The organism is Bradyrhizobium genosp. SA-4 str. CB756, from assembly GCF_000473125.1.
Classification (GTDB): Bacteria; Pseudomonadota; Alphaproteobacteria; order Rhizobiales; family Xanthobacteraceae; genus Bradyrhizobium; species Bradyrhizobium arachidis.
This window is the reverse complement of the sequence record NZ_KI421499.1, coordinates 5,004,149-5,017,088: the sequence shown is the minus strand read 5'-3', so window position 1 is coordinate 5,017,088 and position 12,940 is coordinate 5,004,149. Positions and strand designations below refer to the sequence as shown.

Genomic DNA, 12,940 nt, shown 5'->3' with positions numbered 1-12,940 from the left:
TCGACATGGTCAGTGACTTCTCTGCCGGCAATTATCGTTTCATCCCGTCCGTGTTCCAGTATTCGGCCGGCGCGGCCGCAGACGATGGCTACGAGATCGAGCGCGTCCGGTTCGACCGCCTGGTGCCGCTCGCGCAAGGGTTTGCACTGGCCGCAAAGTATATTCAGGAGACGGGCCGGCCACTGACGGCCTTCTGCGCCTGCGAGCTGCGCTCACCCGCCGCCTTCAGCGAGGAAGGCTTTCGCGCGTTCAATCTGCATTACGTGAAGACGCTGTCGGAATGGGGCATCTTCGACGGCACCACCAATCCGGTGGCACGCAGCAATGTCTGTCCCGAGATCGATCCGCCGTCCGAACCGTCGTTTTATGCGTTCTCCTTCACGCGTCCGACGACATCGAAGACGCCGTCCTTCGTGATCGCCGGCGGCGCCGAGGCGCGCGAGGGCAGCGGCACCTATGTCGAGCGCACCGTGCGCTACCGCGATCTCAGCCCGGAGGGCCTTCGCGAGAAGGTGCGCTTCACCACGACGTCGCAGATGGAGAACCGGATGACGGCGTTCGGCTTCGGCTGGGAGGACACGACCGGCGTGCAGGCCTATTCCGTGCACGACTTCCACCACGCGCTGGTGGACGAGCTGGTTCGCCGCGGTGCGCTGCGCTCCGGCCTGACCTGGCATTTTGCTCGCCCGCCGGTGGTCGATCTCGAATACGAGATGGATTGCCGCAGGGTGTTGCGGGAAACTGTTATTTAAAGCTCCTCAACACCGCTCTCGGAGCGCTCGTCGGGTCTCATCGGGCCTTAGCGCTGCCTCGGGTCGAGCGCATCGCGCAGGCCGTCGCCGAGCAGGTTCAGCGACAGAACCACGAGGAAGATCGCTAAGCCCGGCCAGATCGCCATCCACGGTGCCTGGGTCAGGAAGCGCTGCGCCGCATTGAGCATGCTGCCCCAGGACGGCGCCGGTGGCTGCTGGCCGAGGCCGAGGAAGGATAGCGCGGCTTCGGCGATGATGGCGGCGGCGATCGAGAGCGTGGCCTGCACCAGCAGCGCCGGCAGGATGTTCGGCAGGATGTGCGAGAACGCGATCCGCCACGGCGGGTTGCCGAGCGCGCGGGCGGCCTCGACATAGTCCTCGGCCTTGACGCTCAGGACCTGCCCACGCGTCAGGCGGATGAAGATCGGCGTCGCCGAGATGCCGATCGCGATCATGGCGTTGCCGAGGCTCGGCCCGAGGAACGCGGCGAGCGCGATTGCCAGGATCAGAAATGGGCAGGCCAGCATCGCATCGGTGATCCGGCTGATCAGCGCGTCGACAAATCCGCCGCGATAGCCGGCGAGCAGGCCGAGCGGCACGCCGATCCCGAGCGCGATCGCAACCGAGATCAGACCCGCCATCAGGGATGCCCGCGCGCCGTAGACGACGCGGCTGAGGATATCGCGGCCGAGCTCGTCGGTGCCGAACCAGTGCGCCGCCGTCGGCGGCTTGCGCACCAGGCTCCAGCTCGTCGCGATGGGATCATAGGGCACGACCAGCGGCGCGAGGGCCGCAAGCAGGATGAACGCAATGATCACGACAAGGCCGAACACGGCGGCCTTGCGCTTGAACAGGCGGCGCCGCGCGCGGCGGGCCGGGCTGTCGAGCTCGTAGGCTTGCGTGGCGGGACTGGCTGAAAGCGCGGCGTCGGTCATGGCCTAGCCCCTCAATCGTGGATTGACGAGGACATAGGCGATGTCGGCGACGAGGTTGAGCGTGATATAGACCGTGGCCGTCACCAGCACGACGCCCTGCACCACGGCGTAGTCGCGGTTGAACACGGCATCCACGATCAGCTTGCCGAAGCCGGGAATGGAGAAGATCTGCTCGGTCAGCACGGCGCCTGAGAGCAGCGTGCCGAGCTCGAGCGCGCCGAGCGTGATGATCGGTGTGAGCGCATTGCGCATCGCGTGCTTGAGGATCACGGAACGCTCCGACAATCCCTTCGCACGCGCGGTGCGGACGTAGTCGCTCTCGAGCACCTGGAGCATCGCGCTGCGGGTATGCCGCATCAGGATCGCGGAGATCGCGTTGCCGAGCACGAAGGCCGGCATGATGGTGGCGGCGAGACTGGCGCGCCAGTTCTCGGTGAGCGGCACATAGCCCGAGGCCGGCAGCCAGCCGAGCTTGATCGAGAACAGGAAGATGAGGAGAATTCCGAGCCAGAAGTTCGGCGTCGAGATGCCCCACAGCGCGAACAGGTTGGCGCCGTAGTCCCAGGCCGTGCCCTTCTTCACCGCCGAGACGATGCCGGCGGGAATGCCGATGCAGAACGCGATGACGATCGCCATCGAGCCGAGCTGGAGCGTCACCGGCAGTTTCTGCGCGATCAGCTCGCGCACCGGCATCTTGTTGCGCAAGGACTCGCCAAAATTGCCCGTCAGCACCCCCTTGAGCCAGTAGACGTATTGCACGGGGATCGGCTGATCGAGCTTATATTGCTGGCGGATCTGCTCGATGACGGCCGGATCGCGTTCCTCGCCGGCCATGACCAGAGCGGGATCGCCCGGCAGCAATTGCTGAAGCGAGAAGATCAGAACCGACACGAAGAACAGTGTCGGTACGATCTGCGCAAGACGGCGGGCGAGGAAGTTCAGCATGATGCCGATCGCTTCGTCTGCGATGTCGTCGTCACTTGAACTTCAGCCCGACGACGCGGACCAGCCCGTCCGGCATCTGCCGGTAGCCATCGAGCTTCTTGGTATGCGCGATCAGGAGCGTGCGGTGGTAGATGTAGATGATCGGGAGGTCCTCAAGCAGGATTTTCGTCAGCTTCTGGTAGATCGCCTTGCGCTCCTCGACGTTGGACGTCGCTCGCCCATCCTCCATCAGTTTGTCTGCCTCGGGGTTCGAGTACACGCCGTCGTTCTGCGGCGCCTTGCTGCGCATGAAGATGTAGGAATTGCCGTCGGGGTCGATGCGGCCGCTCCAGTTGATCTGGAACACCTGGAACTCGCCGGCCTGGGCCTGCTTGAAAGTCGTCGCGAACTCGACCGCGCGAATCTTGATGTCGAAGCCCGCTTCCGCGGCCATCGACTGCACGACCTGGGCGACGGCCTCGTTCTCTGCGCCCTTGGGGATCATGTAGTCCACCGTCACCGGCGTGGTGACGCCGGCTTCCTTCAACAGTGCCTTCGCCTTCGCGATGTCGCGACCGTGAACCGGGAATGCCTTCTGGTAATAGGGATGCGTCGGGCTGACCCATTGATTGCCGGGTGTGAACTCGCCGTTGAAGACGACCTGATTGAGTGCTTCGCGGTCGATCGACAGATCAAGCGCCTGCCGGACTTTTGCCGATTGGCTCAGCGGTCCCTTGTTCTTCTCGTTGCCGATGTTGACGGTCAGGCCGAGATAGCCGAGCTCCGGCGCGGTCGACAGCACGAGGCGGGAATCGGCGCGCACGTCCTTGATGTCGGTGGCGAGCACGCGCTCGATCAGGTCGAGTCCGCCGGATTTCAGATTGGCGAGGCGGACGGTGGCATCGACGATCGGCAGGAACACGACGCGGTCGATGTGGATGTTGTCCTTGTTCCAGTAGTCGGCGAACTTTTCGAATACCATGCGGTCCTGCTGGACGCGTTCGACGAATTTGTAGGGGCCGGCGCAGACCGGATGCAGGCCGAACTTGTCGCCGGCTTCCTTCGCAGCTTTCGGCGAGACCATCATACCGGAACGGTCCGTGAGCTGGGCGATCAGCGGCGAGTAAGGGGTCTTGAGCACCAGCTTGATGGTGAGGGGATCGACGACCTCGACATGATCCACGCTTGCGAGCTCGGATTTCCGGAACGAGCCGGGCAATGTCATGTGACGCTCGAGCGAGAATTTGGCGGCCTCGGCGTCGAGGGGCTCGCCGTCATGGAATTTGACGCCCGGCCGCAGCTTGACCGTCATCTCCTTGCCGTCGGCCGAGGTCTCGTAGGACAGCGCGAGTTGCGGCACGATGTTGAGCTTCTCGTCGATGTCGAACAGCTTGTCGCAGAAGGCGGAGAAGACGATGCGCCCGACATAGGTGCGGCCGATGCTGGGATCGAGGATGTCGGGGTCCTCGGCGATGCCGATGCGGAGCGTGGTCTGAGCTTGAACTTGGGTTTGGGCCGCGCCCACGAGCGACGTCAGCAGGGCCGACGCCAGGATTGCCAAACGCATGAAACTCATCGCTCTCAACCTCTGTTTTGCGACTATGCGGGATCGGTCCCCAATGGACTAACCCCGCTTGCGCGCGCTGCTTCCGGGCCGCCGCTGAAGGCGGCGACCAATTTTTCAAGGACCGGCGAGAAGCCGCCGTCCATCGGGACGATCGCGGCGGAGGACGGCAGTTCCGACGTTCGGTGGCAGGCCGTTGCATGTCCGGTGCCATCCGCTGCCAGCTGAGGCATTTCGCTGCGGCAGCGGTCGATCACGTAGGGACAGCGGGTATGGAAGCGGCATCCGGCGGGCGGATTGAGGGCGCTCGGGATCTCGCCCTGGAGCACAATCCGGCTGCTCTTTGCCCGTGGTTTAGGCACGGGGATCGCGGACAACAGCGCCCGGCTATAGGGATGGTGCGGCGCGGCGAACAGTGCGTCCGCATCGGCCTCCTCGACGATCTGGCCCAGATTCATCACCGCGACGCGGTCGGCGATGTGCTTGACCACCGCGAGATCGTGCGAGACGAAAATATAGGCGAGGCCGAGCCGGTCCTGGAGCTCACGCAACAGGTTCAGGATCTGCGAACGGATCGAGACGTCGAGCGCAGAGACCGGCTCGTCGCAGATGATCAGTTTTGGCTCGACCGCGAGCGCGCGGGCAATAGCGATGCGCTGGCGCTGGCCGCCGGAGAATTCGTGCGGGTAGCGCCGCTCGAGCCGTGGCTCGAGGCCGACCAGGCGCAAGATCTCTGCGACTCGCTCGCGTCGCTGCGCCGGGGGCACCAGATCGTGCAGCGCCAGCGGCTCGGTCAGGATCTGGCCGACCGTCATGCGCGGATTGAGCGAGGCGTAGGGATCCTGGAAGATGATCTGCGCCTCGCGGCGGAATTTGCGCAGCGCGTCGGCGTCGAGCGTGAGCAGATCGCGGCCGTCGAACCGCACAGTGCCCGCATCCGGCTCGATCAGCCGCAGCACCAGGCGGCTGACAGTGGATTTGCCGCAGCCGGATTCGCCAACCAGCGCCAGCGTCTTGCCGGCTTCGAGAGAGAAGGAAACACCGTCGACCGCCTTGACGTGAGCCAGCGCCCGGCCGAACAGCGAACGCTGGGCGACGAAATGCTTGACCAGGCCTTTGACCTCGAGCAGCGCCATCATGACACCAAGAGTTCGAGCGGCGCGCGGATGCAGCGCGAGAGGTGGCCGGGGCTGACTTCGACCAGCGGTGGCGGCGCCTTGGTGCAGGCCTCCAGCACGAACGGGCAGCGCGCGGCGAAGCGGCAGCCCATGGGCGGCTGCGCCATGTTCGGCACCATCCCCTCGATCGTCGCAAGCTGCTCGGCGCGGTGATCGAGCCGCGGGATCGAGCCGAGCAGGCCGACGGTGTAGGGATGCTGCGGCGTGGAGAACAGCTCATCCACCGGCGCGCGCTCGACGATCTCGCCGGCATACATCACCGCGACCTCGTCACAGACCTCGGCGACCACGCCGAGATCGTGGGTGATCAGGATGATCGCGGCGCCGCTCGCCGCTTTCAACTCGCGCATCAGCTCCAAAATCTGAGCCTGCAAGGTGACGTCGAGCGCCGTGGTCGGCTCGTCCGCGATCAGGAGCTGCGGGTCGCAGGCCAGCGCCATCGCGATCATCACGCGTTGACGCATGCCGCCGGAGAGCTTGTGCGGATATTCGTCGATCCGCCGTTCCGGCGAGGGGATGTGGACGCGGCGCAAGAGCTCGATCGCCCGCTCGCGCGCGCTTTTCCGCGAGCCGCCGCGGTGACGCAGGATCGTCTCGATGATTTGGTCACCGATCGTAAAGCTCGGATTGAGCGAGGTCATCGGCTCCTGGAAGATCATCGCGAGCCGGTTGCCGCGCAAGTCGCGCAGGGTCTGATCGGATGTATGCAGCAGGTCGAAACCGTCGAAGCGGATCGCGCCTGATATCTCGGCGCTTTGCTTCGGCAGCAGGCCCATGATCGCCAGCGACGTCACGCTCTTGCCGCAGCCGGATTCGCCGACGAGGCCAAGCGTGGCGCCATTGGCGACGCTGAGGTCGACACTGTCGACCGCGTGGGTGATGCGGCCGTCGTCGCCGTGGAAGCGGATGCGCAGGTCCCTGATTTCGATGAGGGGGCTCGCGCTCATGACGTCCTTGCACGCGCGGCTGCGATGCTGGCGTCGATGACGCTGCGATCGGTGTTGCCGGCCGGGTTCTGCCGCGTCGGCATGGACGGGCGGAAGTGGACCCAGAGCTCCTGGCTGACGCGCTCGAGCCGTTCGAGCTCGCCGAGCGGATCGGGATGATCGTCGGCGCGGATGTCTAACGCCGGCCACTCCTCCTCGTCGTGGATCAAGAGCGCAGCCGACTGCTTGCCGCGCTTGTCGCCGCCGGCGGCCTCGCCCGCGCGCATCGCGGCGAGCAGGCGGCGCGGGAAGGGCAGGCTGTCATTGGCGATATAGGTCTTCGCGGTCTCGTCGAGCACGTCGGCGCCGGCCAGCATGTTGCCGGCAATGGAAAAGCCGCTGCCGGCGATGTGGCCGCACCAGTCGATGCAATCGCGGCCCGTATGCGCGGCGATCTCGCCGCTCGCATCCATGATATGGATCTGACGGCTCTCGCGGCCGTCATCGGTCGCGAGCAGCGTGGCGAGCACGTCGTGGGCGTTGAGGCCCTCGCGCAGCAGCTTGACGCCGTCAATGCCGTAATAGGGATTGACGAAGGCCTGCGTCGCGATGGCGCCGAGGCCGGCAGCGATATAGGGCACGCGCGCGCCGACGGCGAAGAAGCGGGTCGCAACCGCGATGCCGAACTGGCCGGTGGCAGGGTCTCGCGCGATGATCGACCAGGTCATGTGCTGCCTTCAGCGTCCCGCGGCGTAGCCCTGCATGCCGCGCGGATTGGCGGCGGCGCGCCGGCGCACGCCGACGCGTGAAGCCGCGGTGAGGCGGCCTTCCGACCAGTCGGGCCCGACCTCGACGATATGCCCGCGCTCGCGCAGGTTCTCGATCGTCGCCTTCGGCACCCGGTTCTCGACCACGAGCACACCGGGGCGTGCGGTGCGCGGCCAGAACGAGATCGGAAAATGCTCGGAATGCCAGGCCGGCGCGTCGATGGCCTCCTGGAGATTGAGGTTGCAGTGAACGTGGCGCAGGAAGAACTGCGTGATCCATTGGTCCTGCTGGTCGCCGCCCGGCGAGCCCCAGGCCAGATATGGCTCGCCGTCGCGCAGCGCCATGGTCGGCGAGAGCGTGGTGCGGGGCCGTTTGCCCGGGGCGAGCGCTGCGGGATGGTCTTTCTCCAGCCAGAACATCTGGGCGCGGCTGCCCAGGCAAAAGCCGAGCTCCGGAATGATCGGCGAGGACTGCAGCCAGCCGCCGGATGGTGTCGAGGACACCATGTTGCCGGCCTTGTCGATGATGTCGAAATGCACGGTGTCGCCGCGCACCTCGCCGAAGCGGCCGACAGTCGGCTCGCCGGCGCCAAGCGCGCCGACAGCCTCGCGCTGGCCTTCCGCGCGGCGCAGCTTGACCACGCCGCCAAAGCCCTCGACCGAACCAGGAATGAAATCGAGCGAGGCCTTGTCGGTCACGAGCTTGCGGCGCTCGTCGTTGTAGGCATCCGACAGCAGCGTTGCGATCGGGATCTCCGTGAACTTGGGATCGCCGTAGAACTTCTCGCGATCCGCGAAGGCGAGCTTTGCGCATTCGATCTGGAGATGGATGAACTCAGGCCCGGTCGGATCAAGCCCGTCGAGCGCAAAGCCCTTCAGCAGCGCGAGCTGCTGCAATGTCACCGGGCCCTGGCTCCAGACGCCCGCCTTGCAGACGGTGTAGCGGCCATAATCGTAGGTGAGCGGCGCCTCGACCGTCGGCTGCCAGCGCGCCATGTCATCGGCCGAGAGCACGCCGCGATGCGGCGAGCCGCTGACGTCCATCACTTCTTGCGTCCGACAGAACTTGTCGATGGCTTCGGCAACGAAGCCCTGTGACCAGGCCTTTCGCGCGCGCTCGATCTCGGCATCGCGGCCACCGCCGCCGCTCTCGGCCTCGTTCAAGATCCGGGTGTAGGTCGCAGCCAGCGTCTTGTTGGTGAAGAGCGTACCGGGCTTCGGCACCTCGCCATTTGGCAAATAGACCGCGGCCGAGGTCGGCCAGTGCTTGCGGAACAATTGCTCGACCGTCTGGATTGTGGCGCAGGCACGCTCGACCAGCGGATAGCCGTCGCGGGCATAGGAGATCGCGGGCTCCAGCACGTCGCGCACACGCATCGTGCCGTAGTCGCGCAAGAGCATCATCCAGGATTCGAACGTGCCGGGCACGCAGGCGGCGAGCAGGCCGGTGCCGGGCACCATGTCGAGGCCTTCGCTCTTGTAGTGCGCGATGGTGGCGCGGGCCGGCGCCGGGCCCTGGCCGCAGATCACCTCGGTGCGGCCGCGCTTCACGTCATGCACGATGATAGGGACATCGCCGCCGGGGCCGTTCAGATGCGGTTCGACGACCTGGAGCGTGAAGGCGGTGGCGACACCGGCGTCGAAGGCGTTGCCGCCCTTTTCCAGAATGCCCATGCCGACCGCCGTTGCGATCCAGTGCGTCGAGGCGACGACCCCGAACGTGCCCTCGATCTCGGGGCGCGTCGTGAACGGATCGGGATTGATGTTGCTGGCCATGGGCTACCTCATTTGCGGCGTGCGCAATTGATCACAGCCGATGCTGGGATGCCAAATGCGCAGGCCGCATGGCACGCGCGCGTCACGCTGGGACCGGTGCGGTGTTCACCGCGTGGCAGGCGACACCGTCGATCAGTTCCGGCGTTTCCTTGCGGCAGAGATCGAACGCCAGCGGACAGCGCGGATTGAAGGCGCACCCGGACGGCGGATTGATCGGGTTCGGGATCTCGCCCTTCACCGGAATGCGCTGGCGGCCGCTCATGGCGAGATCAGGCACCGCGCCCAGCAGCATCTTGGTGTAGGGCATGCGCGGCCGGGAAAACAGCTCGCGTCCCTCCGCGATCTCGACGATGCGGCCGAGATACATCACGCCGACGCGGCTCGCCATGTGGCGGACCACGGCGAGGTTGTGGCTGATGAACATGTAGGTCAGGCCGAACTTGTCCTGGAGGTCGCGCATCAGGTTCAGGATCTGGGCCTGCACGGAGACGTCGAGCGCCGAGGTCGGCTCGTCGCAGACGATGAACTCGGCGTCGGAGGCGAGCGCCCGCGCGATCGCGATACGCTGGCGCTGGCCGCCGGAGAATTCGTGCGGAAACTTCAGCCGGTCGTCGGGATGCAGACCGACGAGGCTGAGCAGCTCGCCGACGCGGGCCTGGATGTCGCGCTCGCCCTGGATCAGGTCGAAGGCGCGGATCGGCTCGGAAATGATGGCATCGACGCGGAAGCGCGGGTTCAAGCTGGCATAGGGGTCCTGAAAAATCATCTGGATCCGGCGGCGCAGTTTTCGACGCGCGGGCGCCTGCCGCGGATCGGTCATGGAGACGCCGTCGATCAAGACGTCGCCGGAGCTCGGCGGCAGCAGGCCGACCACCATTCGTGCCACCGTGGTCTTGCCCGAGCCGGACTCGCCGACCAGCGCAAAGGTCTCGCCTTTCCTGATGTCGAAGGTGACGCCGTCGACCGCCTTGAGATATTCAAGATGCCCGCCTTCGAGCACGCGGTTGAGCCAGGGCTTCGAGACGTCGAAGACGCGGCGCAGGTTTGTGGCCTGGACGAAAGAAGCGCTCATGCCGCGCTCTCCGCCGGCACGGTGTCATAGAGGTGGCAGGCGACCGATTGCCCGCCGCGCGGCAACGGCTCGGGGCGCTCGACCCGGCAGCGATCGAAAGCGAAGGCGCAGCGCGGATTGAACGAGCAGCCGCGCGGGATCGCCGACAGGCGTGGCATCGAGCCCGGGATCTGCACGAGGCGCTTGTCGTCGCCGGCAAGCGTCGGGATCGCGCCCATCAGGCCCTTGGCGTAGGGATGCAGCGGATTCCTGACGACGTCCTGGACCGGGCCGATCTCGGCGACGCGCCCGGCATACATCACGGCGACGCGGTCGGAGGTTTCCGCGATCACGCCCATGTCGTGCGTCACCAGCATCACGGCGGTGCCGTGGTCGCGGCCGAGCCGCTTGATCAGCGAGATGATCTGCGCCTGCACGGAGACGTCGAGCGCGGTGGTCGGCTCGTCCGCGATGATCAGCTCCGGCTCGGCGCAGATCGCGAGCGCAATGACGACGCGCTGGCGCATGCCGCCGGAGAATTCGTGGGGGTAGCCGTCGATGCGCTTCTCCGGTGCGGGGATGCCGACCTCGGCAAGCAGATCGATGGCGCGACCGCGGGCGGCCGATTCGGACAGATTGAGGTGGGTCCTGATCGTCTCCACGATCTGGTCGCCGACCTTGTACAGTGGATTGAGCGAGGTGAGGGGATCCTGGAAGATCATGCCGATGCGCTTGCCCCTGATACGGCGCATCTCCTCGGGCGGCAGGTTGTCGATCCGCATTCCAGCCAAACGAATCTCGCCGCCGGCGATGCGCCCGGGCGGATCGATCAGGCCGATCACGGACAAGCCGGTGACGGATTTTCCGGCGCCGGATTCGCCGACCACCCCCAGCACCTCGCCTTTGGCGATGTCGAAGGAGACGCCGTCGATGGCGCGCAGCGTGCCGCGGCGGGAAGCGAATTCCACGTGAAGGTCGCGTACGGAGAGAATGGGTTCGGTCATGGGCAACGCATACTCATCGCAGTTTCGGGTTGAGCGCGTCGCGCAGCCAGTCGCCCAGCAGGTTGATGGACAGGATGAGTGCAGCGAGCGCGAGGCCCGGGAATGCGACGATCCACCATTCGCCCGCGAACAGATAGTTGTTGCCGATGCGGATCAGCGTGCCGAGCGAGGGCATGGTCTCGGGCATGCCCGAGCCGAGGAAAGACAGTGTCGCCTCGGTGATGATGGCGAGGGCGAGGTTGATGGTGGCGATCACGAGGATCGGGCCCATCGTGTTCGGCAGCACATGGCGCAGCATGATCACGGGCGCCGGCAGGCCAATCAGCTGCGCGGCGGCAACATAGTCCTTGTTCTTCTCGACCATCACTGAGCCGCGCACGGTGCGAGCATATTGTACCCAGAAGCTCAGGCCGATCGCGAACACCAGGACGCCGAGCATGCTCATCTCGTCGAGCTTGTTGCCGAGCACGGATTTGGCGATGCCATTGATCAGGAGCGCGATCAGGATCGCCGGAAACGAGAGCTGCACGTCGGCGATCCGCATGATCAGACCGTCGACGGCGCCGCCGAAATAGCCGGCCGTGAGCCCAAGCAGGATGCCGAGCGCGCCCGAGAAGACCACGCCGAGCACACCGACCAGAAGCGAGATCCGCATGCCGTAGAGAATCGCGGACAGCACGTCGCGGCCCTGTTCGTCGGTGCCGAGCAGGAATGGGCTTTGGCCATCCGCGGTCCATAGCGGCGAGATGCGCGAATTCATCAGTTGGAGTTGCGCCGGGTCGAACGGGTTCTGCACCGACAGCAGCGAAGCGAAGATCGCGAGCAGGAAGAACAGTACCGTCACCGCGGCCGCGACCATGGTGATCTTGGAGCGGCGGAACGAGTAGAACAGATCGCTGTCGAGGGCGCGTTTGAACCAGCCCGGCGCGGCGTGGGCGCCGCGGCCTTCGACTTTGTGCGGAACGACGGCGTCACTCATCTCTAATGTGCCCGGCTGACCGTCGAGCGCAGCCGCGGATCGACGATGGTGTAGAGGATATCAACCACGAGATTGATGGTGACGAAGATCAGGGACACCATCATCAGATAGGCCGCCATGATCGGGATATCGACGTTCTGAACGGCCTGCACGAACAGGAGGCCCATGCCTGGCCACTGAAACACGGTTTCGGTGATGATCGCGAATGCAATTACCGAGCCAAATTGCAGGCCGGCGACGGTAATCACGGGAACCAGGGTGTTGCGCAGGGCGTGACCGAAATGGATCGCGCGGGTGGTTAGGCCACGGGCGCGGGCGAAGCGGATGTAGTCGGTCCGCATGACCTCCAGCATCTCGGCGCGAACGAGGCGCATGATCAGCGTCATCTGGAACAGGCCGAGCGTGATCGCAGGCATGATCAACGCCTTCAATCCCGACAGCGTCAGCAGGCCCGTGGTCCACCAGCCGATACGCACGACCTCGCCGCGGCCGAAGGACGGCAGCCAGCCGAGCGTCACCGAGAACAGGTAGATCAGGAGGATGCCGATCAGGAAGGTCGGCAGCGAGATGCCGATCAGCGAAACGGCCTGGAAGACGTGCGCGAGCCAGCTGTCGCGGCGCAGCGCGGAATAGACGCCCATCAGGATGCCGCTGACCATGGCGAAGATGGTGGCAACGATGGCCAGCTCGAGCGTCGCCGGCATCCGCTCAACCAGCAGATTGGTGACGGGCAGTCGGAACTGGTAGGACACGCCGAACTTGAATTGCGCGGCATTGCCGATATAGCGGCCGAACTGCACGAGTACGGGATCGTCGAGCCCGAGCGACTTGCGGATCGCGGCGCGTTCGGCGCCGGAGGTATCCATCCCGACCATCTGGTTCACGGGATCGCCGGCGAAGCGGAACATCGAGAACGCGATGATACCGACGGCGAGCATGACGCCGATGGCCTGGATTGCCCGGCGCAGTGTGAAAGCGAGCATCTGTTCCTTTCACATCTCTTCAGTGGCACGCATCATCGCGTTAGCCCTAAACAACAAGTCCCGGAAGCCAGCGCTTCCGGGACTTCACAACTTCTCAACAA

The 12,940-nt window shown here is 65.5% G+C and carries 12 protein-coding genes; 1 reads left to right on the top strand and 11 read right to left on the bottom strand.

What is annotated here, in order from left to right; genetic code table 11:
- Positions 1 to 5 precede the first annotated feature (5 nt).
- Positions 6 to 752, top strand: coding sequence for a 2-amino-5-chloromuconate deaminase CnbZ (gene cnbZ, locus BRAGE_RS0124460; RefSeq protein WP_027558555.1), 747 nt, complete (start codon positions 6 to 8; stop codon positions 750 to 752).
- A 47-nt stretch (positions 753 to 799) separates the two neighbouring features.
- Here the strand turns inward: cnbZ and BRAGE_RS0124455 are convergent, their stop codons facing one another.
- The 11 genes from BRAGE_RS0124455 to BRAGE_RS0124405 form a co-directional block, all read right to left on the bottom strand.
- Complete coding sequence (locus BRAGE_RS0124455) at positions 800 to 1,687, bottom strand: ABC transporter permease (RefSeq protein ID WP_027558556.1); 888 nt, start codon at positions 1,685 to 1,687, stop codon at positions 800 to 802.
- 3 nt (positions 1,688 to 1,690) lie between these two features.
- The gene (locus BRAGE_RS0124450; RefSeq protein ID WP_027558557.1) at positions 1,691 to 2,632 is read right to left on the bottom strand and encodes an ABC transporter permease; all 942 of its coding nucleotides are present in this window, start codon (positions 2,630 to 2,632) and stop codon (positions 1,691 to 1,693) included.
- Positions 2,633 to 2,663: 31 nt separating this feature from the next.
- On the bottom strand, positions 2,664 to 4,187 hold the full coding sequence (locus BRAGE_RS0124445) for an ABC transporter substrate-binding protein (protein ID WP_027558558.1): 1,524 nt from the start codon (positions 4,185 to 4,187) through the stop codon (positions 2,664 to 2,666).
- Between the two features lie 23 nt (positions 4,188 to 4,210).
- Complete coding sequence (locus BRAGE_RS0124440; protein ID WP_027558559.1) at positions 4,211 to 5,314, bottom strand: ABC transporter ATP-binding protein; 1,104 nt, start codon at positions 5,312 to 5,314, stop codon at positions 4,211 to 4,213.
- Positions 5,311 to 6,300 carry an ABC transporter ATP-binding protein gene (locus BRAGE_RS0124435; protein WP_027558560.1) on the bottom strand — a complete coding sequence of 330 codons (990 nt, stop codon included), beginning with the start codon at positions 6,298 to 6,300 and terminating at the stop codon, positions 5,311 to 5,313. Before BRAGE_RS0124435 ends, BRAGE_RS0124440 begins: the two co-directional genes overlap by 4 nt.
- Complete coding sequence (locus BRAGE_RS0124430) at positions 6,297 to 7,007, bottom strand: DUF1028 domain-containing protein (RefSeq protein ID WP_027558561.1); 711 nt, start codon at positions 7,005 to 7,007, stop codon at positions 6,297 to 6,299. Before BRAGE_RS0124430 ends, BRAGE_RS0124435 begins: the two co-directional genes overlap by 4 nt.
- A gap of 9 nt (positions 7,008 to 7,016) precedes the next feature.
- A complete protein-coding gene (locus BRAGE_RS0124425) occupies positions 7,017 to 8,822 on the bottom strand; it encodes a gamma-glutamyltransferase family protein (protein WP_027558562.1) in 1,806 nt (601 codons plus the stop codon).
- Positions 8,823 to 8,904: 82 nt separating this feature from the next.
- Complete coding sequence (locus BRAGE_RS0124420) at positions 8,905 to 9,894, bottom strand: ABC transporter ATP-binding protein (protein ID WP_027558563.1); 990 nt, start codon at positions 9,892 to 9,894, stop codon at positions 8,905 to 8,907.
- Entirely contained in the window at positions 9,891 to 10,877 is a 987-nt protein-coding gene (locus BRAGE_RS0124415; protein WP_027558564.1) for an ABC transporter ATP-binding protein, read from the bottom strand. Before BRAGE_RS0124415 ends, BRAGE_RS0124420 begins: the two co-directional genes overlap by 4 nt.
- 13 nt (positions 10,878 to 10,890) lie before the next feature.
- Positions 10,891 to 11,856, bottom strand: coding sequence for an ABC transporter permease (locus BRAGE_RS0124410; protein ID WP_027558565.1), 966 nt, complete (start codon positions 11,854 to 11,856; stop codon positions 10,891 to 10,893).
- A 2-nt stretch (positions 11,857 to 11,858) separates the two neighbouring features.
- Positions 11,859 to 12,839 (bottom strand): ABC transporter permease, encoded by a 981-nt coding sequence (locus BRAGE_RS0124405; protein ID WP_027558566.1) that lies wholly within the window; start codon positions 12,837 to 12,839, stop codon positions 11,859 to 11,861.
- Positions 12,840 to 12,940 lie beyond the last annotated feature (101 nt).

What these genes read in the sequence shown, in the direction of transcription:
- BRAGE_RS0124445 (WP_027558558.1), bottom strand. Translation starts at nt 4,187, where the DNA reads ATGAGTTTCATGCGTTTGGCAATCCTGGCGTCGGCCCTGCTGACGTCG.
- BRAGE_RS0124430 (WP_027558561.1), bottom strand. Translation starts at nt 7,007, where the DNA reads ATGACCTGGTCGATCATCGCGCGAGACCCTGCCACCGGCCAGTTCGGC.
- BRAGE_RS0124410 (WP_027558565.1), bottom strand. Translation starts at nt 11,856, where the DNA reads ATGAGTGACGCCGTCGTTCCGCACAAAGTCGAAGGCCGCGGCGCCCAC.
- BRAGE_RS0124420 (WP_027558563.1), bottom strand. Translation starts at nt 9,894, where the DNA reads ATGAGCGCTTCTTTCGTCCAGGCCACAAACCTGCGCCGCGTCTTCGAC.
- cnbZ (WP_027558555.1), top strand. Translation starts at nt 6, where the DNA reads ATGGTCAGTGACTTCTCTGCCGGCAATTATCGTTTCATCCCGTCCGTG.
- BRAGE_RS0124455 (WP_027558556.1), bottom strand. Translation starts at nt 1,687, where the DNA reads ATGACCGACGCCGCGCTTTCAGCCAGTCCCGCCACGCAAGCCTACGAG.
- BRAGE_RS0124450 (WP_027558557.1), bottom strand. Translation starts at nt 2,632, where the DNA reads ATGCTGAACTTCCTCGCCCGCCGTCTTGCGCAGATCGTACCGACACTG.
- BRAGE_RS0124440 (WP_027558559.1), bottom strand. Translation starts at nt 5,314, where the DNA reads ATGATGGCGCTGCTCGAGGTCAAAGGCCTGGTCAAGCATTTCGTCGCC.
- BRAGE_RS0124405 (WP_027558566.1), bottom strand. Translation starts at nt 12,839, where the DNA reads ATGCTCGCTTTCACACTGCGCCGGGCAATCCAGGCCATCGGCGTCATG.
- BRAGE_RS0124435 (WP_027558560.1), bottom strand. Translation starts at nt 6,300, where the DNA reads ATGAGCGCGAGCCCCCTCATCGAAATCAGGGACCTGCGCATCCGCTTC.
- BRAGE_RS0124415 (WP_027558564.1), bottom strand. Translation starts at nt 10,877, where the DNA reads ATGACCGAACCCATTCTCTCCGTACGCGACCTTCACGTGGAATTCGCT.
- BRAGE_RS0124425 (WP_027558562.1), bottom strand. Translation starts at nt 8,822, where the DNA reads ATGGCCAGCAACATCAATCCCGATCCGTTCACGACGCGCCCCGAGATC.